Annotated in this window: 15 protein-coding genes; 9 read left to right on the forward strand and 6 right to left on the reverse strand. The window is 61.8% G+C overall.

Features of this window, described 5'->3' with window-relative positions:
- Window positions 1-113 precede the first annotated feature (113 nt).
- On the reverse strand, window positions 114-1,619 hold the full coding sequence (locus tag FKV68_RS30785) for an ABC transporter substrate-binding protein (RefSeq protein WP_180942688.1): 1,506 nt from the start codon (window positions 1,617-1,619) through the stop codon (window positions 114-116).
- A gap of 97 nt (window positions 1,620-1,716) precedes the next feature.
- Window positions 1,717-2,610: a DMT family transporter gene (locus FKV68_RS30790; protein ID WP_180942689.1), complete on the reverse strand. Its 894-nt coding sequence runs from the start codon at window positions 2,608-2,610 to the stop codon at window positions 1,717-1,719.
- A gap of 241 nt (window positions 2,611-2,851) precedes the next feature.
- Between FKV68_RS30790 and FKV68_RS30795 the strand changes: the two genes are divergently transcribed.
- Genes FKV68_RS30795 through FKV68_RS30810 form a run of 4 tightly spaced genes read left to right on the forward strand, consistent with a single transcriptional unit; the run spans window position 2,852 to window position 7,016 of the window.
- Entirely contained in the window at window positions 2,852-4,024 is a 1,173-nt protein-coding gene (locus FKV68_RS30795) for a sialidase family protein (RefSeq protein WP_425347638.1), read from the forward strand.
- A complete protein-coding gene (gene pdxA / locus FKV68_RS30800; protein WP_180942690.1) occupies window positions 4,021-4,977 on the forward strand; it encodes a 4-hydroxythreonine-4-phosphate dehydrogenase PdxA in 957 nt (318 codons plus the stop codon). The genes FKV68_RS30795 and pdxA overlap by 4 nt, the downstream gene beginning before the upstream one ends.
- Entirely contained in the window at window positions 4,970-5,881 is a 912-nt protein-coding gene (locus FKV68_RS30805; RefSeq protein ID WP_180942691.1) for a dihydrodipicolinate synthase family protein, read from the forward strand. The genes pdxA and FKV68_RS30805 overlap by 8 nt, the downstream gene beginning before the upstream one ends.
- Window positions 5,882-5,891: 10 nt before the next feature.
- Window positions 5,892-7,016: an iron-containing alcohol dehydrogenase gene (locus tag FKV68_RS30810; RefSeq protein ID WP_180942692.1), complete on the forward strand. Its 1,125-nt coding sequence runs from the start codon at window positions 5,892-5,894 to the stop codon at window positions 7,014-7,016.
- A 365-nt stretch (window positions 7,017-7,381) separates the two neighbouring features.
- On the opposite strand, the gene FKV68_RS30815 is transcribed toward FKV68_RS30810, so the two are convergent.
- From FKV68_RS30815 to FKV68_RS30830, 4 genes are all read right to left on the reverse strand, one after another.
- Window positions 7,382-8,098, reverse strand: a complete 717-nt coding sequence (locus FKV68_RS30815) for a FadR/GntR family transcriptional regulator (protein WP_180942693.1) — start codon at window positions 8,096-8,098, stop codon at window positions 7,382-7,384.
- The gene (locus FKV68_RS30820; protein WP_180942694.1) at window positions 8,098-9,150 is read right to left on the reverse strand and encodes a four-carbon acid sugar kinase family protein; all 1,053 of its coding nucleotides are present in this window, start codon (window positions 9,148-9,150) and stop codon (window positions 8,098-8,100) included. The genes FKV68_RS30815 and FKV68_RS30820 overlap by 1 nt, the downstream gene beginning before the upstream one ends.
- Window positions 9,151-9,586: 436 nt before the next feature.
- Window positions 9,587-10,879 (reverse strand): NCS2 family permease, encoded by a 1,293-nt coding sequence (locus FKV68_RS30825; protein WP_180942695.1) that lies wholly within the window; start codon window positions 10,877-10,879, stop codon window positions 9,587-9,589.
- A gap of 496 nt (window positions 10,880-11,375) precedes the next feature.
- On the reverse strand, window positions 11,376-12,122 hold the full coding sequence (locus FKV68_RS30830) for a response regulator transcription factor (protein ID WP_180942696.1): 747 nt from the start codon (window positions 12,120-12,122) through the stop codon (window positions 11,376-11,378).
- A gap of 532 nt (window positions 12,123-12,654) precedes the next feature.
- Here FKV68_RS30830 and FKV68_RS30835 point away from each other — a divergent pair.
- The 5 genes from FKV68_RS30835 (at window position 12,655) to rfbD (ending at window position 17,467) form a co-directional block, all read left to right on the forward strand.
- The gene (locus FKV68_RS30835; protein ID WP_180942697.1) at window positions 12,655-13,956 is read left to right on the forward strand and encodes a polysaccharide biosynthesis/export family protein; all 1,302 of its coding nucleotides are present in this window, start codon (window positions 12,655-12,657) and stop codon (window positions 13,954-13,956) included.
- 73 nt (window positions 13,957-14,029) lie between these two features.
- The gene (gene rfbA / locus FKV68_RS30840; RefSeq protein WP_180942698.1) at window positions 14,030-14,908 is read left to right on the forward strand and encodes a glucose-1-phosphate thymidylyltransferase RfbA; all 879 of its coding nucleotides are present in this window, start codon (window positions 14,030-14,032) and stop codon (window positions 14,906-14,908) included.
- The gene (gene rfbC, locus FKV68_RS30845; protein WP_180942699.1) at window positions 14,905-15,486 is read left to right on the forward strand and encodes a dTDP-4-dehydrorhamnose 3,5-epimerase; all 582 of its coding nucleotides are present in this window, start codon (window positions 14,905-14,907) and stop codon (window positions 15,484-15,486) included. The genes rfbA and rfbC overlap by 4 nt, the downstream gene beginning before the upstream one ends.
- Window positions 15,483-16,550, forward strand: a complete 1,068-nt coding sequence (gene rfbB, locus FKV68_RS30850; protein ID WP_180943972.1) for a dTDP-glucose 4,6-dehydratase — start codon at window positions 15,483-15,485, stop codon at window positions 16,548-16,550. Before rfbC ends, rfbB begins: the two co-directional genes overlap by 4 nt.
- Window positions 16,547-17,467, forward strand: a complete 921-nt coding sequence (rfbD, locus tag FKV68_RS30855) for a dTDP-4-dehydrorhamnose reductase (RefSeq protein WP_180942700.1) — start codon at window positions 16,547-16,549, stop codon at window positions 17,465-17,467. The genes rfbB and rfbD overlap by 4 nt, the downstream gene beginning before the upstream one ends.
- Window positions 17,468-17,470: the final 3 nt, after the last annotated feature.

A 17,470-nucleotide genomic window follows, 5' to 3' on the forward strand; every position in this document is an offset into this window, starting at 1 on the left:
TTAAAAAACACGCAGTAATTCAAAGTGCTACAGCGACCTTTTGCGCGCCTGAATACGCACGGCGCTGTAGGGAAGGGCGGAGTTTCCGCCACCCTTCCCGTTTCAGGATCCGCTTACTTGAAGTGGATTTCCGACAATTGCAGCTGCGAGTTGGTTGCGATCGTCGGCGTGAAGTCGACACGCGGATTGACCCGTGCGAAGCCCACCATATGGAACAGCAGCACATCGGCAACCACGTCGTCATGGAGGTACGCGATCAGCTTCTTCCAATCGGCCGCGCGTGCCTCACCCGTTGCCGCGGTCGCTTCAGCGATCATCTTGTCGACGTCAGGATTGGCGATACCCGATTGACGGCCGTTGCTGTCGTACTTGAAGTACATCGAGAAGACCGGATCGCCACGCGCATTGTCGTGCTGGGCAGCGACAAGCAGCGGTCCGCGGTTTTCCGGGTAGGGCTTGGAATACTGCTTCTCGAATTCCGCAACTTCGTACATCTGCAGCTTCGTCTTGAAGCCGACCTCTTCGAACATCTGCTGGGCGGCTTCGAGCACTTCCACGACATTCGGGAAGTTGTTGGTGCGTCCGACGATAGTGATCGGTGTTTCGACCGGAACGCCATCGGCCTTCGCCTCGGCAAGCAGCTTCTTGGCGCCTTCCGGATCATAGGGCGCCACCTTCACGTCGGGGTTCCAGCCGAGCGTTGTCGGCGGCACGATTGCCGTTGCCTTAATCGCACCCTTCGGCAGCAGCGTGCCGATGAAGGCATCGCGATCGAGCGCCATGTTGAGCGCCTGGCGCACACGCTTGTCGTTGAGCGGCGGGATGGAATGGTCGAGCCGCATGTAGAAGGTTTCGGAGTTGGGATAGCTGAAATCCATCTCCGCATCATTGGCGTCGAGTTCTGAGATCAACGGCGCGATGTCGGCCTCGCCGGCTGCGACCATGGCCGCCCGCACGGAAGGATCCGCCCGGAACACATAGGTCGCCTTCGTCACCTCCGGCGCGCTTCCCCAGTAGTCGTCACGGCGCGTCAGCGTGATGCTCTGGCCCGCCTTCCATTCCGTAAGCTTGTAAGGCCCCGTACCGATCGGCTCACGCGTGAATTCGATCGGCGTTTCAGCGGGAACGACCGTCACCAGCGTCATCAGCAGCGGCAGGATGGGCTGCGCCGGCGTCGCGGTGATATCGATCGTATTGTCGTCGACGACCTTGGTTTCCAGCTTGGTATCGCCGAAATAGCGCGGGCTTTCGCATGAGATCTTGTCGCTCATCGCGCGTTCGATCGAGTGCTTGACGTCACCGGCGTCAAAGGCGGATCCGTCGGAGAACTTCGCATCCTTGCGCAGATGGAAGCGCCAGGTTCCGGGGCTCGCCTCCTCCCAGCTCTCGGCCAGCCGCGGCATCAGCCCCTTGTTGTTGCGAACGTCGAGCTCCGTCAGTGTCTCGGAGACATTCTGCAGGATGATGCGCCCGATATTCGAACGCGTCGCCATGCAAGGCTCCACAAGGTCGACTTCCTCATCGAGAACGACCGTGATGTCCTTTGCCTCCTGGGCCCAGGCCGACGCTGCCGCCGACGCGGTCATCATCAAGCCCAACAACAGTCTCTTGCCCTTCATCTACTCCTCCCTGATGAGCTAGCGCTTTCAAAATTCAGTGTCCGGCCGCGCTGCGGAGCCGTCGCTATCGGTTGCCGCCGACTGGCGACAGGTTGTCTCAATCCTCCGCCACCCGCCGCTTCAGGCGCCCTCCTCCGACGACGATCATCGTCGCGGCGAAGATTATTGCGGCACCGAGCCAGGTGGAGAGTCCCGCGACCTCGCCGAACAGGATCCAGGCCATGACGGCAACGAGCGGCAGGCGGAGAAAATCCATGGGCGCAATCTGCGATGCATCCGCGATGCTGAACGCCTTGGTCATCAACGCCATGTTGGCGGCTCCCATGGCGCCCTGCAGTGCGAGCAAGGCGAACTCGCGCAGGTCGGGCGTCGTCCAGTAGAATGCCGCAGGTACAGCGGCCAGCGGCACCGTGACGATAAGGTTCCAGACCACCAGCGTCTCGGTCGAATCCAGTTCCGACATGCGCTTCAGCATGAGTTGAACGAGAGCCTGAAGCGCGGCGCCGGCGAGCGCCAGAAGCAAGGCCGGCGCCATACCGCCGTGGCCGGCGGGATCGATGATGATCAGCGCACCGGCAAAGCCCGCGACGAGCGCGAAAACGAGTGCCGGCGTCAGCTTTTCGCCGAGCCACAGCCAGGCGCCCAGCATCAGGAAGATCGGCGCCGTGAACATGATCGCCATCGCATCGGCAAGCGGCGCGGCAGCGAAGGCCATAAAAAAACAAACCAGCGCGGCAAGCTTCAGCGCCGCACGAGTGACATGCTGGAGGCGATAACCGGACTTCAGGACACGAGGGCGCGCCACGATCAACGGGACGATTGCCGCCAAGCCGAAAAGGCTGCGAAAGAAGCCGATGACAAACGCATGCACTTCACCCGCAAGGAGGCGGACTATGGCCGCATCCGCCGCAGCCAGTGCGGCGGCCGCAGCGACACACCACAGCGCCATGGCCGTCGGTCGCTCACCCTGATGATTGACGATTGCGGCCATGCGTCTTCCGCCACGCTCCTCTCGTTCATTGAAGCCAGACTGGAGCAACGCCCACAATTTGTCAACTCGTGCTCAACGATTTCTGCGCCCGCATTTTTTGCATTGCTTTATACCATTGATTTCCTTGAATAGATTTCGTGATCAGTACGATTATCACCCCCTGAATTGATCATATTCAACTTGACAACATGTAATTTGTTTGAATTCTTTTTGCGCATCGACGGGAGAAGGAGGAGTGAAATTGACGCCGGACGAGATCGGAAGACGCATGGACGGGCACCTCGCCCGCACGGAGGTGGACCGCGAAGAGGCCTTTCTGCACTCTCCCAAGATTCACAATCACGCGCCATTCCTGGCATTCCTGCCGGATGGTTCGCTCGCCTGCGCCTGGTTTGCCGGAACGCTCGAGGGCAAATCGGACATTTCCATTCACCTCTCAACGCTTGCGCCCGGGAGCAGCACCTGGTCGGAGACCGTCCAGGTCAGCGACGATCCGGAGCGCTCCGAACAAAACCCGATGATCTTTGTTCGCCCGGACGGCGGCGTCAGCCTCTTTCACACGGCACAGCCTTCAGGAAACCAGGACGAAAGCCGAGTGCGCGAAAGGCCCTTGACCCTTGAGAACGGAAAGATCGCCTCCGGGCCAGCGCATGACCTTGGGCTGGCCGCCGGGACGTTCATCCGCGCGACGATCGTCCGGCGTGACGATGGCGCCTGGATGCTACCGTTGTTTCTGTGCAACCCTCGTCCCGGCGCACGCTGGACCGGCACGCACGACACGGCGGCCGTGGCGATCAGCAGTGATGAGGGCGCGAACTGGTCGGTCATCGACGTCCCGCAGTCCCATGGCTGCGTCCACATGACGATCGTGCCGCTCGACGGCAATGAGATGGTCGCGTTCTACCGCCGCCGTCAGGCTGATTTCGTCTACCGTTCGACAAGCCGTGACGGCGGGCGGAGCTGGACGGCTCCGGAGGCGACGGACGTGCCCAACAACAATTCCTCGATCGCGGCCGTCCGTCTCGCAGACGGACGGGTGGCGCTGCTCTGCAATCCCGTCTCGTCGGCAACATCGAGCGACCGACGCGAGTCGCTCTACGACGAACTTGGCGAAGAGGATCATCGTCCGAACGCCGAGGGCGGCATAAAACCGATCTGGGGCGTTCCCCGGGCGCCGCTGACGCTTTGCGTTTCGACGGACGGCGGCAGGACCTTCCCGCTTCGGCGCGTGGTGGAAGATGGCTTCGGCACTTGCCTTTCGAACAATTCGCTCGATGGCCGGAATCATGAGCTTTCCTATCCGGCGCTTCTCGAAGACGGTGAAGGCAGCCTTCACATCGCCTTCACCTTCCATCGGCGCGCGATCAAATACGTCCGGCTCGCCAAGGGCTGGATCGATGGAGACCCGAAATGAGCAATATCGTTGGCATAACCATGGGCGATCCGGCAGGCGTCGGACCGGAGATCATCGTCAAGGCTCTTGCCGAGATGAGTGCGGCCGACCGGGCCGCAACGCGCGTGTTCGGGAACCTGGCGCAGCTCGAGGCCGCCAAGGCAGTTCTCGGTATCGAACTCGACCTCCGCGACATCGTCGAGGACGTTCGGGTCGAAGGGGCACCACTGCCTTGGGGCAGGCTCAGCGCAGTCTCCGGCGATGCGTCCTTTCGTTTCATCGACCTCGCCGTCAAGACGGCGATGGCAGGGAAGATCGGCTGTATCGTCACCGCGCCGATCAACAAGGAGGCACTCAATTCGGCCGGGCACCACTATGACGGTCACACCGGCATGCTGACCGCGCTGACCGGCTCGAAGTCCGCCTTCATGCTGCTGGCGTCAGAGCGGCTCAAGGTCATTCATGTCTCGACCCATGTTTCACTGAAGGACGCGATCGGGCGCGCCAAGCCCGAGCGCATTCTGGCGACGATCAGGGCGGGCAACGAGCATTTGAAACGCATCGGCTATGAGAGCCCCAGGATCGCGGTCGCCGGCATCAACCCCCATTGCGGCGAAAACCGCCTCTTCGGGACGGAGGATGACGAGCACATCGCGCCGGCCGTGGCCGAAGCGCGCGTAGAGGGCATCGACGTGCAGGGTCCGATCTCGGCGGACACGGTTTTCCATCGCGCCTACCAGGGCGGCTTCGATCTCGTAATCGCGCAATATCACGATCAGGGTCACATCCCGATCAAGCTGGTCGCCTTCGATACGGCGGTCAATGTGTCGGTGGGTTTACCGATCGATCGGACTTCGGTCGATCACGGGACCGCCTTCGACATCGCCGGTACAGGCAAAGCCAAGCATGTCAACATGAATGCCGCCATCGCCTACGCGCGCAAGCTTATCGCTGGGAGGAACGCAAATGTCTGATTTCGAAATCGGCGGCGTATTTTGCGCCGCAACCACAGCCGTAACGACCGATGGCAGGCCGGATTTCCGCCTGTTCATAGACCATTGCCGGAAGCTGCTGGAAGAAGGCTGCCACGGCATCGCCCTTTTGGGCACGACCGGAGAAGCCAATTCCTTCGGATTGAAGGACCGCATGGAAATTCTTGACCGGGCCATTGCCGGTGGCATCCGCCCGGAGCAACTCCTGCCGGGAACGGCCCAGTCTGCTGTTGCCGACACGATCGAACTTACCCGCCACGCCGTCGGGACCGGCGTGCGCGGCGTCGTCATGCTGCCGCCCTTCTACTACAAGGGCGTCAGCGCCGAGGGCATCTATCGCGCTTATGCGCGCATCATCGACGGTGTCGGCGACGACCGGCTGAGGGTGGTGCTGTACCACATCCCGCAGGTTTCCGGCGTGGCGATTCCGCATGAGGTCATCGGCCGGTTACTGAAGGATTTCCCGGGCATCGTCGTCGGGATCAAGGACAGTTCGGGCGATCTCGAAAACATGAAGGCCATGGTCAAGGCCTTCCCGGGCTTCGGTGTTCTGGCTGGTGCCGACCCGTTGCTGCTGCCATTGCTGCAGGCGGGCGGCGCCGGTTGCATCACGGCGAGCTCGAACCTGGTGGCCGGCGACCTCCGCCTCGTCTTCAACAACTGGAACGTCGCCGCCAAGGAGACGGAGGTGAAAGCCGCCCAGGAGAGGATCGTCGCCTGGCGCGAACTCACCAACGCCTATGTCCAGCTTCCGACCGTCAAGGCAATGGTGGCGCGCCGGCGCGGCGACAATTCCTGGCTGCGCGTCAATCCCCCGCTCGTGGAACTGACCGACGCGGAGCGCGAGGCGGTCTGGGCACGCATGGCACAGCTGGAAGAGGCGTGAGGTGGCGAACATGGAAGGAATGGCAAGACCGATCACGCTCCACCAACCGAAGCGCCTCGAGATCGGCGCGGGTGCCTCGGCGAGGCTCGGTGCATGGGCCGAGAACGCCCAGCGCGTGCTGATCATCGCGTCGGAACACACGATCGGCTTTGCGGAAAGGCTCGGTCTCGGCAACAAGGCATCGATCTTTTCCGACGTTCCGGCCGAGCCGGACGACAGGGCACTCGGCGCCGCCCGGGAGGCCGCTCGCGCGCTCAGGCCCGACCTCGTCGTCGGGCTCGGCGGCGGCTCGGTGCTGGATGTCGCCAAGCTCGTCGCCGCCCTGTGGGATGGCTCCCAGTCGCTCGACGATGTCGTCGGGCCGGACAAGGTCGAAGGCCGCCGGACCCGGCTGGCGCAGGTGCCGACAACGGCTGGCACGGGATCCGAAGCCGGCATTCGGGCATTGATCACGGACAGCGCCACGCATTCCAAGAAAGCGGTCGAGAGCCCTCACCTGCTTGCAGATATCGCGATCCTCGACCCGGAACTGACCTGGTCCGTGCCGCCGGCCGTGACCGCTGCTACCGGCATCGACGCGATGGCGCACTGCGTGGAGGCCTTCACCAATATCCGCGCCCATGACCTCATCGACGGCTATGCCCGCATGGGCATTCGCCTTGTCGGCAAATATCTCGCGCGGGCCGTGGAGAACGGCCGCGACACTGAAGCGCGCGCCGGCATGATGCTCGCATCCTACTACGGCGGCATTTGCCTGGGCCCGGTCAACACCGCTGCAGGCCATGCACTTGCCTATCCGCTCGGCACGCGTCTGGGGCTGCCGCACGGACTGGCGAACGCGATCATCTTCCCACACGTGCTTGCCTATAACGCGCCGGTGCGCAAGGAGAAGACGGCGGAAATTCTTCAGGCGCTCGGCCTTCCGGTCTTTGACGATGAGTCACAGGTCCTGAACGCTGCGCACCGCTTCTGCGAGGATCTCGGCGTCGAAATGCGGCTGTCGGCTCACGGGGCCGATCCTGCCGCGCTGGAGAGCTGGGCAGGAGAGGCCCACGCCATCCGCAGATTGATGGACAACAATCCGCGCGACATGTCCGCAAGCGACGTGCTCGGCATCTATCGGGCGACGCTCTGAGGGCCGCCGGCTCACATGAATTTGCGCCATGGATGGCGTGACGGTTCAGTTATCCTTAGCCATCGGCCAGCGGCAGACGCTGGCAGGTGCGCATGCTGTGCCTGATCGATCAACGCGCGTTGGCGGTGCGTCGCGAAAGCGAGGTGAAAGGCCAACTGCCCTAGCGCATCGGGCCGAAAATCGGAATCGATTTTCGGAAAGCACGATGCGTAGATTCAAAGACTTACAGCGTCCTTTGTGCGTCTTGATGGACGCACGGCGCTGTAGATCATTTCATTGTTTCATGGAAACAGTGAAATGATCCAACTCTTTGAAACTACGCAATTCCGGACGGGAAACCGTTACACACTTTTCCTGGAATTGCTCTAAGTGATGTCCGGCCGGCGGCCCTCGAAAAGCCGATCGCGGGAACCGCGAATATGCTGACGCATAAGCTCGCGTGCCTGGTTTGGTTTCCGGTCGCGAATGGCTTCGTAGATCGCTGCGTGCTCGTCATAGACGTGGCGCAGGCCGGCGACGGAGTTTTTCAGCGACAGGCCATGGAACTGCATGCCGATGGCGATGTGTTCCTTGAGCGCTTCCATGGCGGTCGAGAAGTAATTGTTTCCGGACGCCTGCGCGATTGCGAGATGAAACATGAAATCGGCATCCTCCCGGTGGCGCTGCCGATTGGTCGCATCCTGCAGGGTTTCAAGCGCAAGCCTGATCACGCGGATCTGCGTTTCGCTGTGCCGCTCGGCAGCCAGTGCCGCCGCCTCGGGTTCCATCGTCATGCGGAACTCGTAACAGTTCTGCAGGTCGGCGATGTTTTCGAGTGGCCCGAAGCCAAGCGGCTGCCGCAACCCCTGTATTCGAACAAAACTGCCCGCACCTTGCCGTGAATAGACAAGGCCCTGATCGCGAAGTCTTTTCAAGGCGTCACGCACAACCGGACGGGAGACCTGGAACTCCGCTGCCAGCTCGTGCTCGGTCGGCAGACGCTCATCGCTCTGGTAGGCGCCCGATTTGATCGCGTGCTGCAGCCGTTCGAAGACGACTTCGCTCAGGCTCTTGCGGTGCGAAAGCTGCTCTCCGGCGCGCATCAGGCCGATACCTCTTTCCTCGTCATGGCGCGGACGACCCTGCAAAGCGTGTCGAAATCCCCAAAGCCACCCGATTTGGTAATGTAGAATTGGCCGCCATGCTCGGCAACCGGGAGGCCCGGCAGCACCTCTCCGAGGAGACGAAGGACACGGATGCCCTGCCGGTCGAAGTAGGCTTCGGCCGTCGCACCACCCGAGAGCAGCATCGTCCGGCACTCACCGGCAAACGCGACTGCCGATTCCGCGAGCGCCGCAGCCACGTCCGACGCCTTCGCTGGCAGCGGGCCCTCCACCGCCTGCACCAAGGTCACATCGCCAGCGCGTTCGGATCCGTGACGAGCCCGCTCCACCCGTCCTGCCGGTGCTGCGAGATAGAGGAGATCCGTTACCGCTCGTCGCAACTCCTCGATTTGCGACACCGTTATCGGGTCCCGGGAACCGATTGCCATCAGGAGGCGCCCTTCCCGCGCGGCAAAGGGCTCGGCCTGCGGCCTGCCCGTTCTGCTTGCCAACGCATTGGCGAGCGACAGGGCGCCGACAAGAAGGTCACCAGGCGCAATCGCTTCGACGGCGGTCCGCATCTCCTCCACCGTCTCCGCGTCCGGAATGACGGCGCGATGGGCGATGGCGCCCAGACGCTCGGCAACGCAGATCGGCTGATCGACCCCGAACCCACGGATCTGGCCATCGCGGACGACCCGGCCAAATTCCGGGATCGCCGGCAAGACGATGGCCCGTGCAAAATCCAGAACGGAAAGCTCCGCCTCGACGTTCCCTTTCAAACGCGAGTCGACCTTCTTGAAAAGCCGCATGCCTGGCGTCATCGCCTGTTGCGCAAGGAGGACGCGCCGCGCCGCCTCTGCCGGCTCGATCTCGCGGCTGCGCGTCGTCACCGCGATCACATCGGAGCCGCCCTCGATCGCTTCGCCGAGCCCGCTCTGGTCTGCGACGACGTCGACCGAAAAGCCATGGACAGCAAACGGTGCCGCCGTATCGAGCGCGCCGGTGAGGTCATCGGCAACGATCAGGAGCCTGTTCTGCACAACATCCATGCGGTATCCAATTTTACAAATTCTCAAGTGACGCGCGCGGAATCGCACCCGTTTTTTCTTTTCAAATCATGGCAGAACCTGCCACGAAGGCAACATATTTTTACAACTATCGGACAAGTCAAAACGGCTCCGTTATCTGGTCCCGGAAGCGTGGATCAACATTGGAGGACGGCCAAGTCGTGCGCCGGATATCGCCAGGCGATGTTACCGATGACTACAGCGTCCCGCGGTCTCACGGGACGGGCAAAGGACGTCGTGGCACTTTTGAATTGCTGCATGTTTTATCGTTGAGTCGGCTAGGATTTAAGGAAACACGCAGTAGCCCCGCCGCCACGTCGTTGAACAACAGAAAAGGCCGGGCTGCAGAAGCAGACCCGGCCGTTATAGTTGTCGCCGCAGTCGGGGGCGGGAACCACGCCCCCCCGACATCAACCGATCAGCTGCTGAAGAATGCGAAGCGAACGACGAACAGCGCCGCCACGATCTGTGTCGCCGGGTGGATGACGCTCCACTTGCCGGTGCATACTTTGAGCACGACGTAGCTCACGAAGCCGAAGGCAAGGCCGTTGGCGATGGAATAAGTGAAGGGCATGGCGATCGCCGTCAGGGCCGCCGGTGCCGCTTCGGTCAGGTCGTCCCATTCGACCTCAGTGAGTTCGCGCATCATCAGGCCGGCCACGTAGAGCAGCGCCGGCGCCGTTGCATAGGACGGTACCGCGGCAGCGAGCGGCGAGATGAACAGAGCCGCGAGGAAAAGTACGGCAATGGTCAGCGCGGTCAGGCCGGTGCGTCCGCCGGCCTGAACACCAGAAGCGCTCTCCACATAGGCCGTGGTGCTGCTCGTGCCCATCAGCGAGCCGGCGATGATCGCCGAACTGTCGGCAAGCAGAGCGCGGCCAAGACGGCTGGGCTTACCTTCCTCGACCAGTTTCGCGCGCTTGGCGACACCGATCAGCGTGCCGGTGGCGTCAAACACTTCGACGAGCACGAAGACAAGGATGACGTGAAGCAGACCGCCGTGCAGTGCACCCACGATGTCGAGTTGCAGGAAGGTCGGGGCGATGCTCGGCGGCGCCGAAACGATACCCTTGAACTCGCTGACACCGAGCAGCATCGACAGGATCGTGACGACCAGGATGCCGATCAGGATCGCGCCGCGGATCTTGAGCGAATCCAGTACGGCGATGACGAAGAAGCCGAGGATCGCGAGCAACGGCCCAGTCTGCTTGAGATCGCCGAGACCGACGAGTGTTGCCGGATTGTCGACGACGATGCCGGCGTTCTTGAGCGCGATGATGCCGAGGAACAGGCCGATACCGGTCGCAATAGCACTGCGCAGCGAATGCGGGATGCCCGCAATCAGCCAGCTCCGCACGCCCGTGACCGTCAGCAACAGGAAGATGAGACCGGAGATGAACACGGCCCCGAGCGCTTGTTGCCAAGTGAAGCCCAGGGCGGCAACCACGGTGAAGGCGAAGAAGGCGTTAAGCCCCATGCCCGGCGCCATGCCGATCGGCCAATTGGCGACGAGAGCCATCACGATCGAGCCGAGTGCGGCGGCAAGACAGGTCGCAACGAAGATCGCGTCGCGATCCATGCCGGTCGTCGACAGAATGTCGGGGTTGACGAAGATGATGTACGACATCGTCAGGAATGTCGTGAGGCCGGCAACCACCTCGGTGCGGGCCGTCGTCCCATGCTCTTTCAGCTTGAAAAGTCGTTCAAACATTTTTCCTCCCTTGGCAGACGCCGTCACGACGCAGCCGAACGACAGAGACCGGGTAGATGCTCCTCCAACTTCCCGACCATTTTGCTTTTTTGGCCAGCCCCGGATTCATGACGTCGGGCGGCCATCTCGGCCCTTCGGCCCGCCCCGGATGAGCGCAGCGATTGCCTCATGCAGAGCGACATGATTGTGCGTCTTCGCGCAAATGATCGCTAGCCACCCATTCCAACGCTGCAGGCGAAAGACTTTCAAATTTTCCAGCGCAGTGGGACCGCCGCTCGCCGGCGCTCGGCGCTCCGTGATGGAGGGCTGCGCGCCAACCCGGCCTCGATCTGCTCTCCTCCTCGACGGCAATGGAGGTCCTGTCGAGTGCCCATCAATGTGCAACGGGGGAGACAGATAACGTCGATCCCGCTCGAGGTCGAGCCTTTCGGGAACGATGCCGGCCGCGCCGGTCGGCGATGCGCTGCATCACTGCCGGTCAGTGGACGGTCGGCGGTCAGTGGCGTTCTTTCAAACTCCGGAATCGCGCGGCGGCTTCAGTTCTGTTGTGCGCGCCCAGCTTTGTTATGATGTTGTGCAGATGAATCTTCACCGTATGCTCGGACAGACGAAACTCCGCGGCGATCAGTTTGTTTTGCAATCCGCGGGAGACCATTTCGAGAATCTGCAGTTCGCGAGCGGTCAGCTCTGCGAAACGCGTCTCGTCGCTTCGGGGCCGAGGTGACATACCGCCATTCCCAGACGGCAGGGCCGTGCTATGGCCATTCTTCCTCGCACGCAGGATCAATCCGGGTGGAAGATACTCGCCTCCGCAGAGCATCAGCCTGATCACCGACAGCCATAGATCGAGCCTGAGATTCATCGGAAGCACACTGCGAACCAATGGCGATTCGGGCACCTTGATGAAGGACGCGTCCAAGCTCTGGTCATGCGGCTCGATGACGGCGGTAAGGGCCTGAGGGTGGGCAAGGAGGAGTTCTGCCGATCTCTCTTCGGCTTCGTTTAACAGTGTGACGTCGACGAGGATCAGCGACACGGGATGGGAAAAGACGCCGAGTGCCGCCCCGACATGCTCGACCTGTTCGACAACGACCGATGGAAACTCTCCTTCGAGAGCGTGGATCAGCCTCTCCGAAATTGTCCCGGCGTTGGCTATGATCAAGACGACGCGTTGCGGCTCTCGCCGGCGCTCGGTGTCCGTGTGTCTCCCCATGCCGCCACCGTCGTAATTACCCCTGCTCATCAAGGCATGTCCCTCTCCGCGGAATTGCGTTGATCGACAGCGTCATTGCCGAGCAGCGCAAACGGTATGTCTGCTACACGGCAAACGAGCTTAGCCCACACCGCGCGCGGTCGCGACGGCGCAAAAGGGTTGAGGCATGCCTAGAAGGGCGCCCCGCAACAAAATGCTTTTCCGCCGGCCCTATCCGAAGGAACTAGTTCAATGTGACGATCACCCTCCATCTATTGATAGGGTCAACAATACTCTTCTGCCTTCACTTCGCTCGTATCATCCAAATGTCGGACAAGCACGAGCGATAACAACGCCCCTTGGTCCCGGTTGAATCGGCCGCCACCCTGCTTCACCAATATTGATGAAGCCGAGCCACGGCGGTTGCTCTTTCAAATATTCGGAAAATTTGCACACTTGCTATTGCAGCGTCGAAATCCGGCAGACATGCGCATTACGCACGTCATGTGACGATAAGCTTGTCGGTCAGGATTTGTTGTTCGACAGTACGGCGAAGGCGCTGCTTTGCAGGTTGGAGAATTACATGAGTGCATCCTGCCGCACTTGCCGCAATTTCCTCCGAAACCTTTCCTTTGCGGCTGCACTCGCCGTCGTCGGCGCTGTATCGACACCCGCCTGGGCCGATGCACCCGAACTTGGACCTCGAACGAAAATTCGCCTGACGATCATGCAGTGGATGCCGACCAAGGGCGAATACGTGCCGTGGGCGCTCGGGGGCGAATTCGTTATTTCCGAAGCTGGTGCCATCTCGGTGCCGGTCATCGGAACCGTGACCATCGGCAATCTCGATAAGGCTGGGCTTGCTGCCGAAATCGCCAAGCGCCTGCAAAGCAAGATCGGGCTGGTGGAAGCGCCGCAGACGACCGTGGAGATTGTCGAATACCCGCCAGTGTATGTCGTCGGAGACGTGACGACGCCAGGAGAATATAAATTCCGCCCCGGACTGACCACGCTGCAGGCCTTGGCCATGAGTGGCGGTGAGCTTCGCGAGACCGGCTCCGGGCCGGCGCACGACAATATAACGCTTGTCGGTGAGCTGCGGGGAACAGACAACGCGCTGTTGCGCAGCAACGCGAGGATAGCGCGGCTGGAGGCCGAACTGTCGGGGGCAAGGGAAATAGATTTCGCCCCGCCCTTGAACGCCGACGCCAGGCTTGTCGCGAAGATCCAGGACCAGGAGCGGATCATCTTTTCGACACGTGCAAACGTGCTCGCTCGGCAATCGAAGTCCCTCTCCGAACTGCGCGATCTGCTCAACCAGGAAATCCGGGTCCTCGAAGAAAAGGTGAAAGCCTCGGAAGCCAGCATAGAAACAGCCGAGCGGGAGCTCAAAGGCGTTAGAACCCTCGTCGAACGAGGCGTCGCCGTCGCATCGCGACAGTCGGACCTGGAGCGTGAACTTGCGAGCGATCGCGCCGGTCGCCTGGATTTCGTAACCGCCATCATGCGTGCGCGGCAGAACATCAGCGAAACGACGCGGAGCCTCGAGGGCCTTTATGACAATCGTCAGGCGGAGGTCGCCAGCGAACTGCAATCGGAACAAGCGACGCTCGAACAGCTGAAATTGAAACGTGCCACTACGGAGAGGCTGCTGCTGGACAAGCTCTCGGCCACCGAGGATTCGGTGCAGCGCGGTGGAGAGGTAACCAGCTTCGTCATTATCCGTCGCGCCGACGGCAAGATCGGCGAGTTTCCGGCGTCCGAGACGACGGCGCTGATGCCCGGCGACGTTATCAAGGTCGTTCTTCGACGGATGGCGATAATGTCCGAGCAGCCTACCTCGTCTCGTTCAACCGACCCGCAACCGAGCCAGGCCAGCCAATGATCGACGAGAGCTCGCCTCGGTCACGGCCGGCCGCAGCTCCACACAATCGGAGCAGATTCAAGGGGGAGGCGAAATGAAGGGGATCATCCTGGCGGGAGGAAGCGGCACCCGCCTCTACCCGCTCACCATTGCGGTCTCCAAGCAGATCCTGCCGATCTACGACAAGCCAATGGTTTACTATCCGCTGAGCGTGTTGATGCTCACCGGCATCAGGGAAATCCTGATCATCTCCACGCCGCGCGACCTGCCCTGCTTCGAGGCGCTCCTCGGCGATGGTTCCGCCTTTGGGCTCAACCTCTCCTATGCCGAACAGCCGCATCCCAATGGCCTCGCCGAGGCCTTCATCATCGGCCGCGAGTTCATCGGCAACGGCAATGTCGCGATGATCCTCGGCGACAATATCTTCTTCGGCAACGGTCTGCCAAATGTCTGCCGGCAGGCCGCATCCCGTGAAACCGGCGCCTCGGTGTTTGCCTATCGCGTCGACGATCCGGAACGCTACGGCGTGGTCACCTTCGATCAGAGGACCGGCAAGGCCAAGACGATCGAAGAGAAGCCGGCACGGCCGAAATCCAACTGGGCGGTGACTGGCCTTTATTTCTATGACAACGACGTCGTGGACATTGCCGCTTCGATCGAACCCTCGGCGCGAGGCGAACTCGAAATCACCACCGTCAACAACATCTATCTCGCACAGGACCAGTTACATGTTTGCCAGCTCGGACGCGGCTATGCCTGGCTCGACACCGGCACCTATGACAGCCTGCATGACGCCTCATCGTTCGTGCGAACGGTCGAGCGTCGACAGGGCGTCCAGATAGCCTGTCCGGAAGAGATCGCGCTCGATATGGGCTGGCTCGGTCCCGAGGACGTCCTGAGGCGCGCCAGCATGCTGGGGAGGACTGCTTACGCGTCCTATCTCCGCCGCCTCGTCGAGGAACACGCTGCATGAGCCTGGAGGTCAGACCGCTCGACCTTGCCGGAGTCCTGGAGATCCTGCCACGCAGGATAGGAGACGAGCGCGGCTTCTTTTCCGAAACTTGGAACGCCCGGCAATTCGCCGAACACGGCGTCGCACTCCATTTTGTCCAGGACAACCACTCATATTCCGCCTCGCGAGGCGTCCTGCGGGGACTTCACTACCAGCTTCCGCCCTACGCACAGGACAAACTGGTGAGGGTGGTCAAAGGTGCCGTCTTCGATGTCGCAGTCGATATCCGTCGTGGCGCGCCCACTTTCGCGCAATGGGTCGCCATAGAGATATCCGCCCGCAAATGGAATCAACTCCTTGTTCCCAAGGGGTTCGCCCACGGCTTCCTGACACTCGAGCCGGACACGGAGGTGATCTACAAGGTCACAAATCCCTATTCGCCCACTCATGACCGCGCGATCCGTTTCGACGACCCCGAGATCGCGATAGCCTGGCCGCTGCCCGTCGCGCAACTTCAACTGTCCGAGAAGGATCGCACGGCTCCGCAGCTTAGACAGGCCGAGGTGTTCGACTTCGTTGAGGGGGAAGAATGTCCATGAACATCCTCGTCACCGGCGGTGCCGGGTTCATCGGTTCCGCGCTCTGCCGGCATCTTGTGGCGGATCCGGAGAACCGCGTAATCAACCTCGACAAGCTCACCTATGCCGGCAATCCGGCCTCGCTCCGGCAAATCGAGAACCTCCCCAACTACCGCTTCATCCAGGGCGACATCTGCAACGAGGAGGCCGTTGCTTGCATCCTGCGTGCCGAAAAGATCGACCGCATCATGCATCTCGCGGCGGAGACACATGTCGACCGGTCGATCGACGGGCCCGGCTCGTTCATCGAGACGAACATCCTCGGCACCTTCAGGCTGCTCCAGGCCGCGCTGAAATTCTGGCGCAGCCTTCCCGAAGCGGCGGCCGAACGTTTCCGCTTTCACCATGTGTCGACGGACGAGGTATTCGGCGATCTTCCCTTTGATGCCGGCGCCTTTGACGAAGATACGCCCTATGCCCCCTCTTCACCCTATTCCGCCTCGAAGGCAGGATCCGATCACCTTGTCCGCGCCTGGCACCACACCTTTGGCCTGCCGGTGGTGATCACCAACTGCTCCAACAACTACGGTCCCTTTCACTTCCCGGAGAAGCTGGTGCCCCTGATCATCCTCAACGCACTGGAAGAAAAGCCGCTGCCGGTCTACGGCACCGGCGCCAACGTCCGCGATTGGCTGTATGTCGACGACCACGCGCGAGCACTGGAGCTCGTCGCCGCCAAAGGCGCGACCGGCGAAAGCTACAATATCGGCGGAAGCTCGGAACGCACCAATTTGGGCGTCGTCGAGACGATCTGCGATATCCTCGACCGCAAGAGCCCCCGCCGAAACCTGAAGAGCTACCGCGACCTCATCGCATTCGTAGACGATCGGCCGGGTCACGACCGGCGTTACGCCATGGACACGGCCAAGATCGAGCGTGAACTCGGCTGGCGGCCGAGGGAAAGCTTCGAAACGGGACTGGCGCGGACGATCGACTGGTATCTCGACAACGGCTGGTGGTGGCAGCCGATCCGCGAGCGCAGCTATCGGGGTGAGCGCCTCGGCAAGTCGGTGGCGGCCCGATGAAAGTGCTCGTCACCGGTACGAGCGGCCAGCTCGTAAGCAGCCTGATCGAGCGTGCGGCACCACTGCGCGACGTCAAACTGATTGCCATCGGCCGCCCCGAATTCGACCTTACGCAGCCGATCCCGATGCGAGAGGCGATCGTCGCCGCAAGACCCGGCGTGATCATCTCGGCCGCCGCCTACACGGCGGTCGATCGTGCAGAGGACGAGCCGGCGCTGGCTCATGCGGTCAACGTGGTGGGCGCCGCGTGCGTTGCCGAAGCAGCGGCAAAGCTCGGCGTACCCGTCATCCATCTGTCGACCGATTACGTCTTTTCCGGCGACGATCGCCGTCCGCGCAGGGAAGACGACGAGACAAGACCCCGCACGTTCTACGGCGCCACCAAGCTCGAAGGCGAACGGACGGTGGCAAGCATAACGCCTCACCACATCATCCTGCGGACAAGCTGGGTCTACAGCCCGTTCGGCAACAATTTCGTCAAGACGATGCTGAGGCTCGCCGAAAGCCGGGACACCTTGACGGTGGTCTCCGACCAATACGGTAGTCCGACTTCGGCACTGGATTTGGCGACCGCCATACTGGAGATCGCCACCCAGCCGCACAAAGATCGCTTCGGCCTCTATCACCTTGCGGGGACAGGCGAGACCAACTGGTCGGGCTTCGCGAGGCACATACTTGCGGTGAGCCGCGCAAATGGCGGCCCGTCCGCGTCCGTGCGGGACATCGCCAGCGCCGATTATCCGACAAGAGCCCGGCGCCCACAGGACTCGCGCCTTTGCACCGACAAGTTCGAGAAAACATTCGGCCGACGCTTGCCCGCCTGGCAAACAAGCGTGGAAACAGTCGTCCGCCGCCTCCTCTATGCCGGTCAATGGCCGCAAATCCCCGAGAGTCGGCAGGCCATGGGAAGTGAGTGACGC

It is taken from the genome of Sinorhizobium mexicanum (assembly GCF_013488225.1).
GTDB classification, from domain to species: domain Bacteria; phylum Pseudomonadota; class Alphaproteobacteria; order Rhizobiales; family Rhizobiaceae; genus Sinorhizobium; species Sinorhizobium mexicanum.

Excerpts from the sequence above, each read along its gene's own strand:
- FKV68_RS30785 (WP_180942688.1), bottom strand. The coding sequence starts at position 1,619 with ATGAAGGGCAAGAGACTGTTGTTGGGCTTGATGATGACCGCGTCGGCG.
- FKV68_RS30790 (WP_180942689.1), bottom strand. The coding sequence starts at position 2,610 with ATGGCCGCAATCGTCAATCATCAGGGTGAGCGACCGACGGCCATGGCG.
- pdxA (WP_180942690.1), top strand. The coding sequence starts at position 4,021 with ATGAGCAATATCGTTGGCATAACCATGGGCGATCCGGCAGGCGTCGGA.
- FKV68_RS30805 (WP_180942691.1), top strand. The coding sequence starts at position 4,970 with ATGTCTGATTTCGAAATCGGCGGCGTATTTTGCGCCGCAACCACAGCC.
- FKV68_RS30810 (WP_180942692.1), top strand. The coding sequence starts at position 5,892 with ATGGAAGGAATGGCAAGACCGATCACGCTCCACCAACCGAAGCGCCTC.
- FKV68_RS30815 (WP_180942693.1), bottom strand. The coding sequence starts at position 8,098 with ATGCGCGCCGGAGAGCAGCTTTCGCACCGCAAGAGCCTGAGCGAAGTC.
- FKV68_RS30820 (WP_180942694.1), bottom strand. The coding sequence starts at position 9,150 with ATGGATGTTGTGCAGAACAGGCTCCTGATCGTTGCCGATGACCTCACC.
- FKV68_RS30825 (WP_180942695.1), bottom strand. The coding sequence starts at position 10,879 with ATGTTTGAACGACTTTTCAAGCTGAAAGAGCATGGGACGACGGCCCGC.
- FKV68_RS30830 (WP_180942696.1), bottom strand. The coding sequence starts at position 12,122 with ATGAGCAGGGGTAATTACGACGGTGGCGGCATGGGGAGACACACGGAC.
- FKV68_RS30835 (WP_180942697.1), top strand. The coding sequence starts at position 12,655 with ATGAGTGCATCCTGCCGCACTTGCCGCAATTTCCTCCGAAACCTTTCC.
- rfbA (WP_180942698.1), top strand. The coding sequence starts at position 14,030 with ATGAAGGGGATCATCCTGGCGGGAGGAAGCGGCACCCGCCTCTACCCG.
- rfbC (WP_180942699.1), top strand. The coding sequence starts at position 14,905 with ATGAGCCTGGAGGTCAGACCGCTCGACCTTGCCGGAGTCCTGGAGATC.
- rfbB (WP_180943972.1), top strand. The coding sequence starts at position 15,483 with ATGAACATCCTCGTCACCGGCGGTGCCGGGTTCATCGGTTCCGCGCTC.
- rfbD (WP_180942700.1), top strand. The coding sequence starts at position 16,547 with ATGAAAGTGCTCGTCACCGGTACGAGCGGCCAGCTCGTAAGCAGCCTG.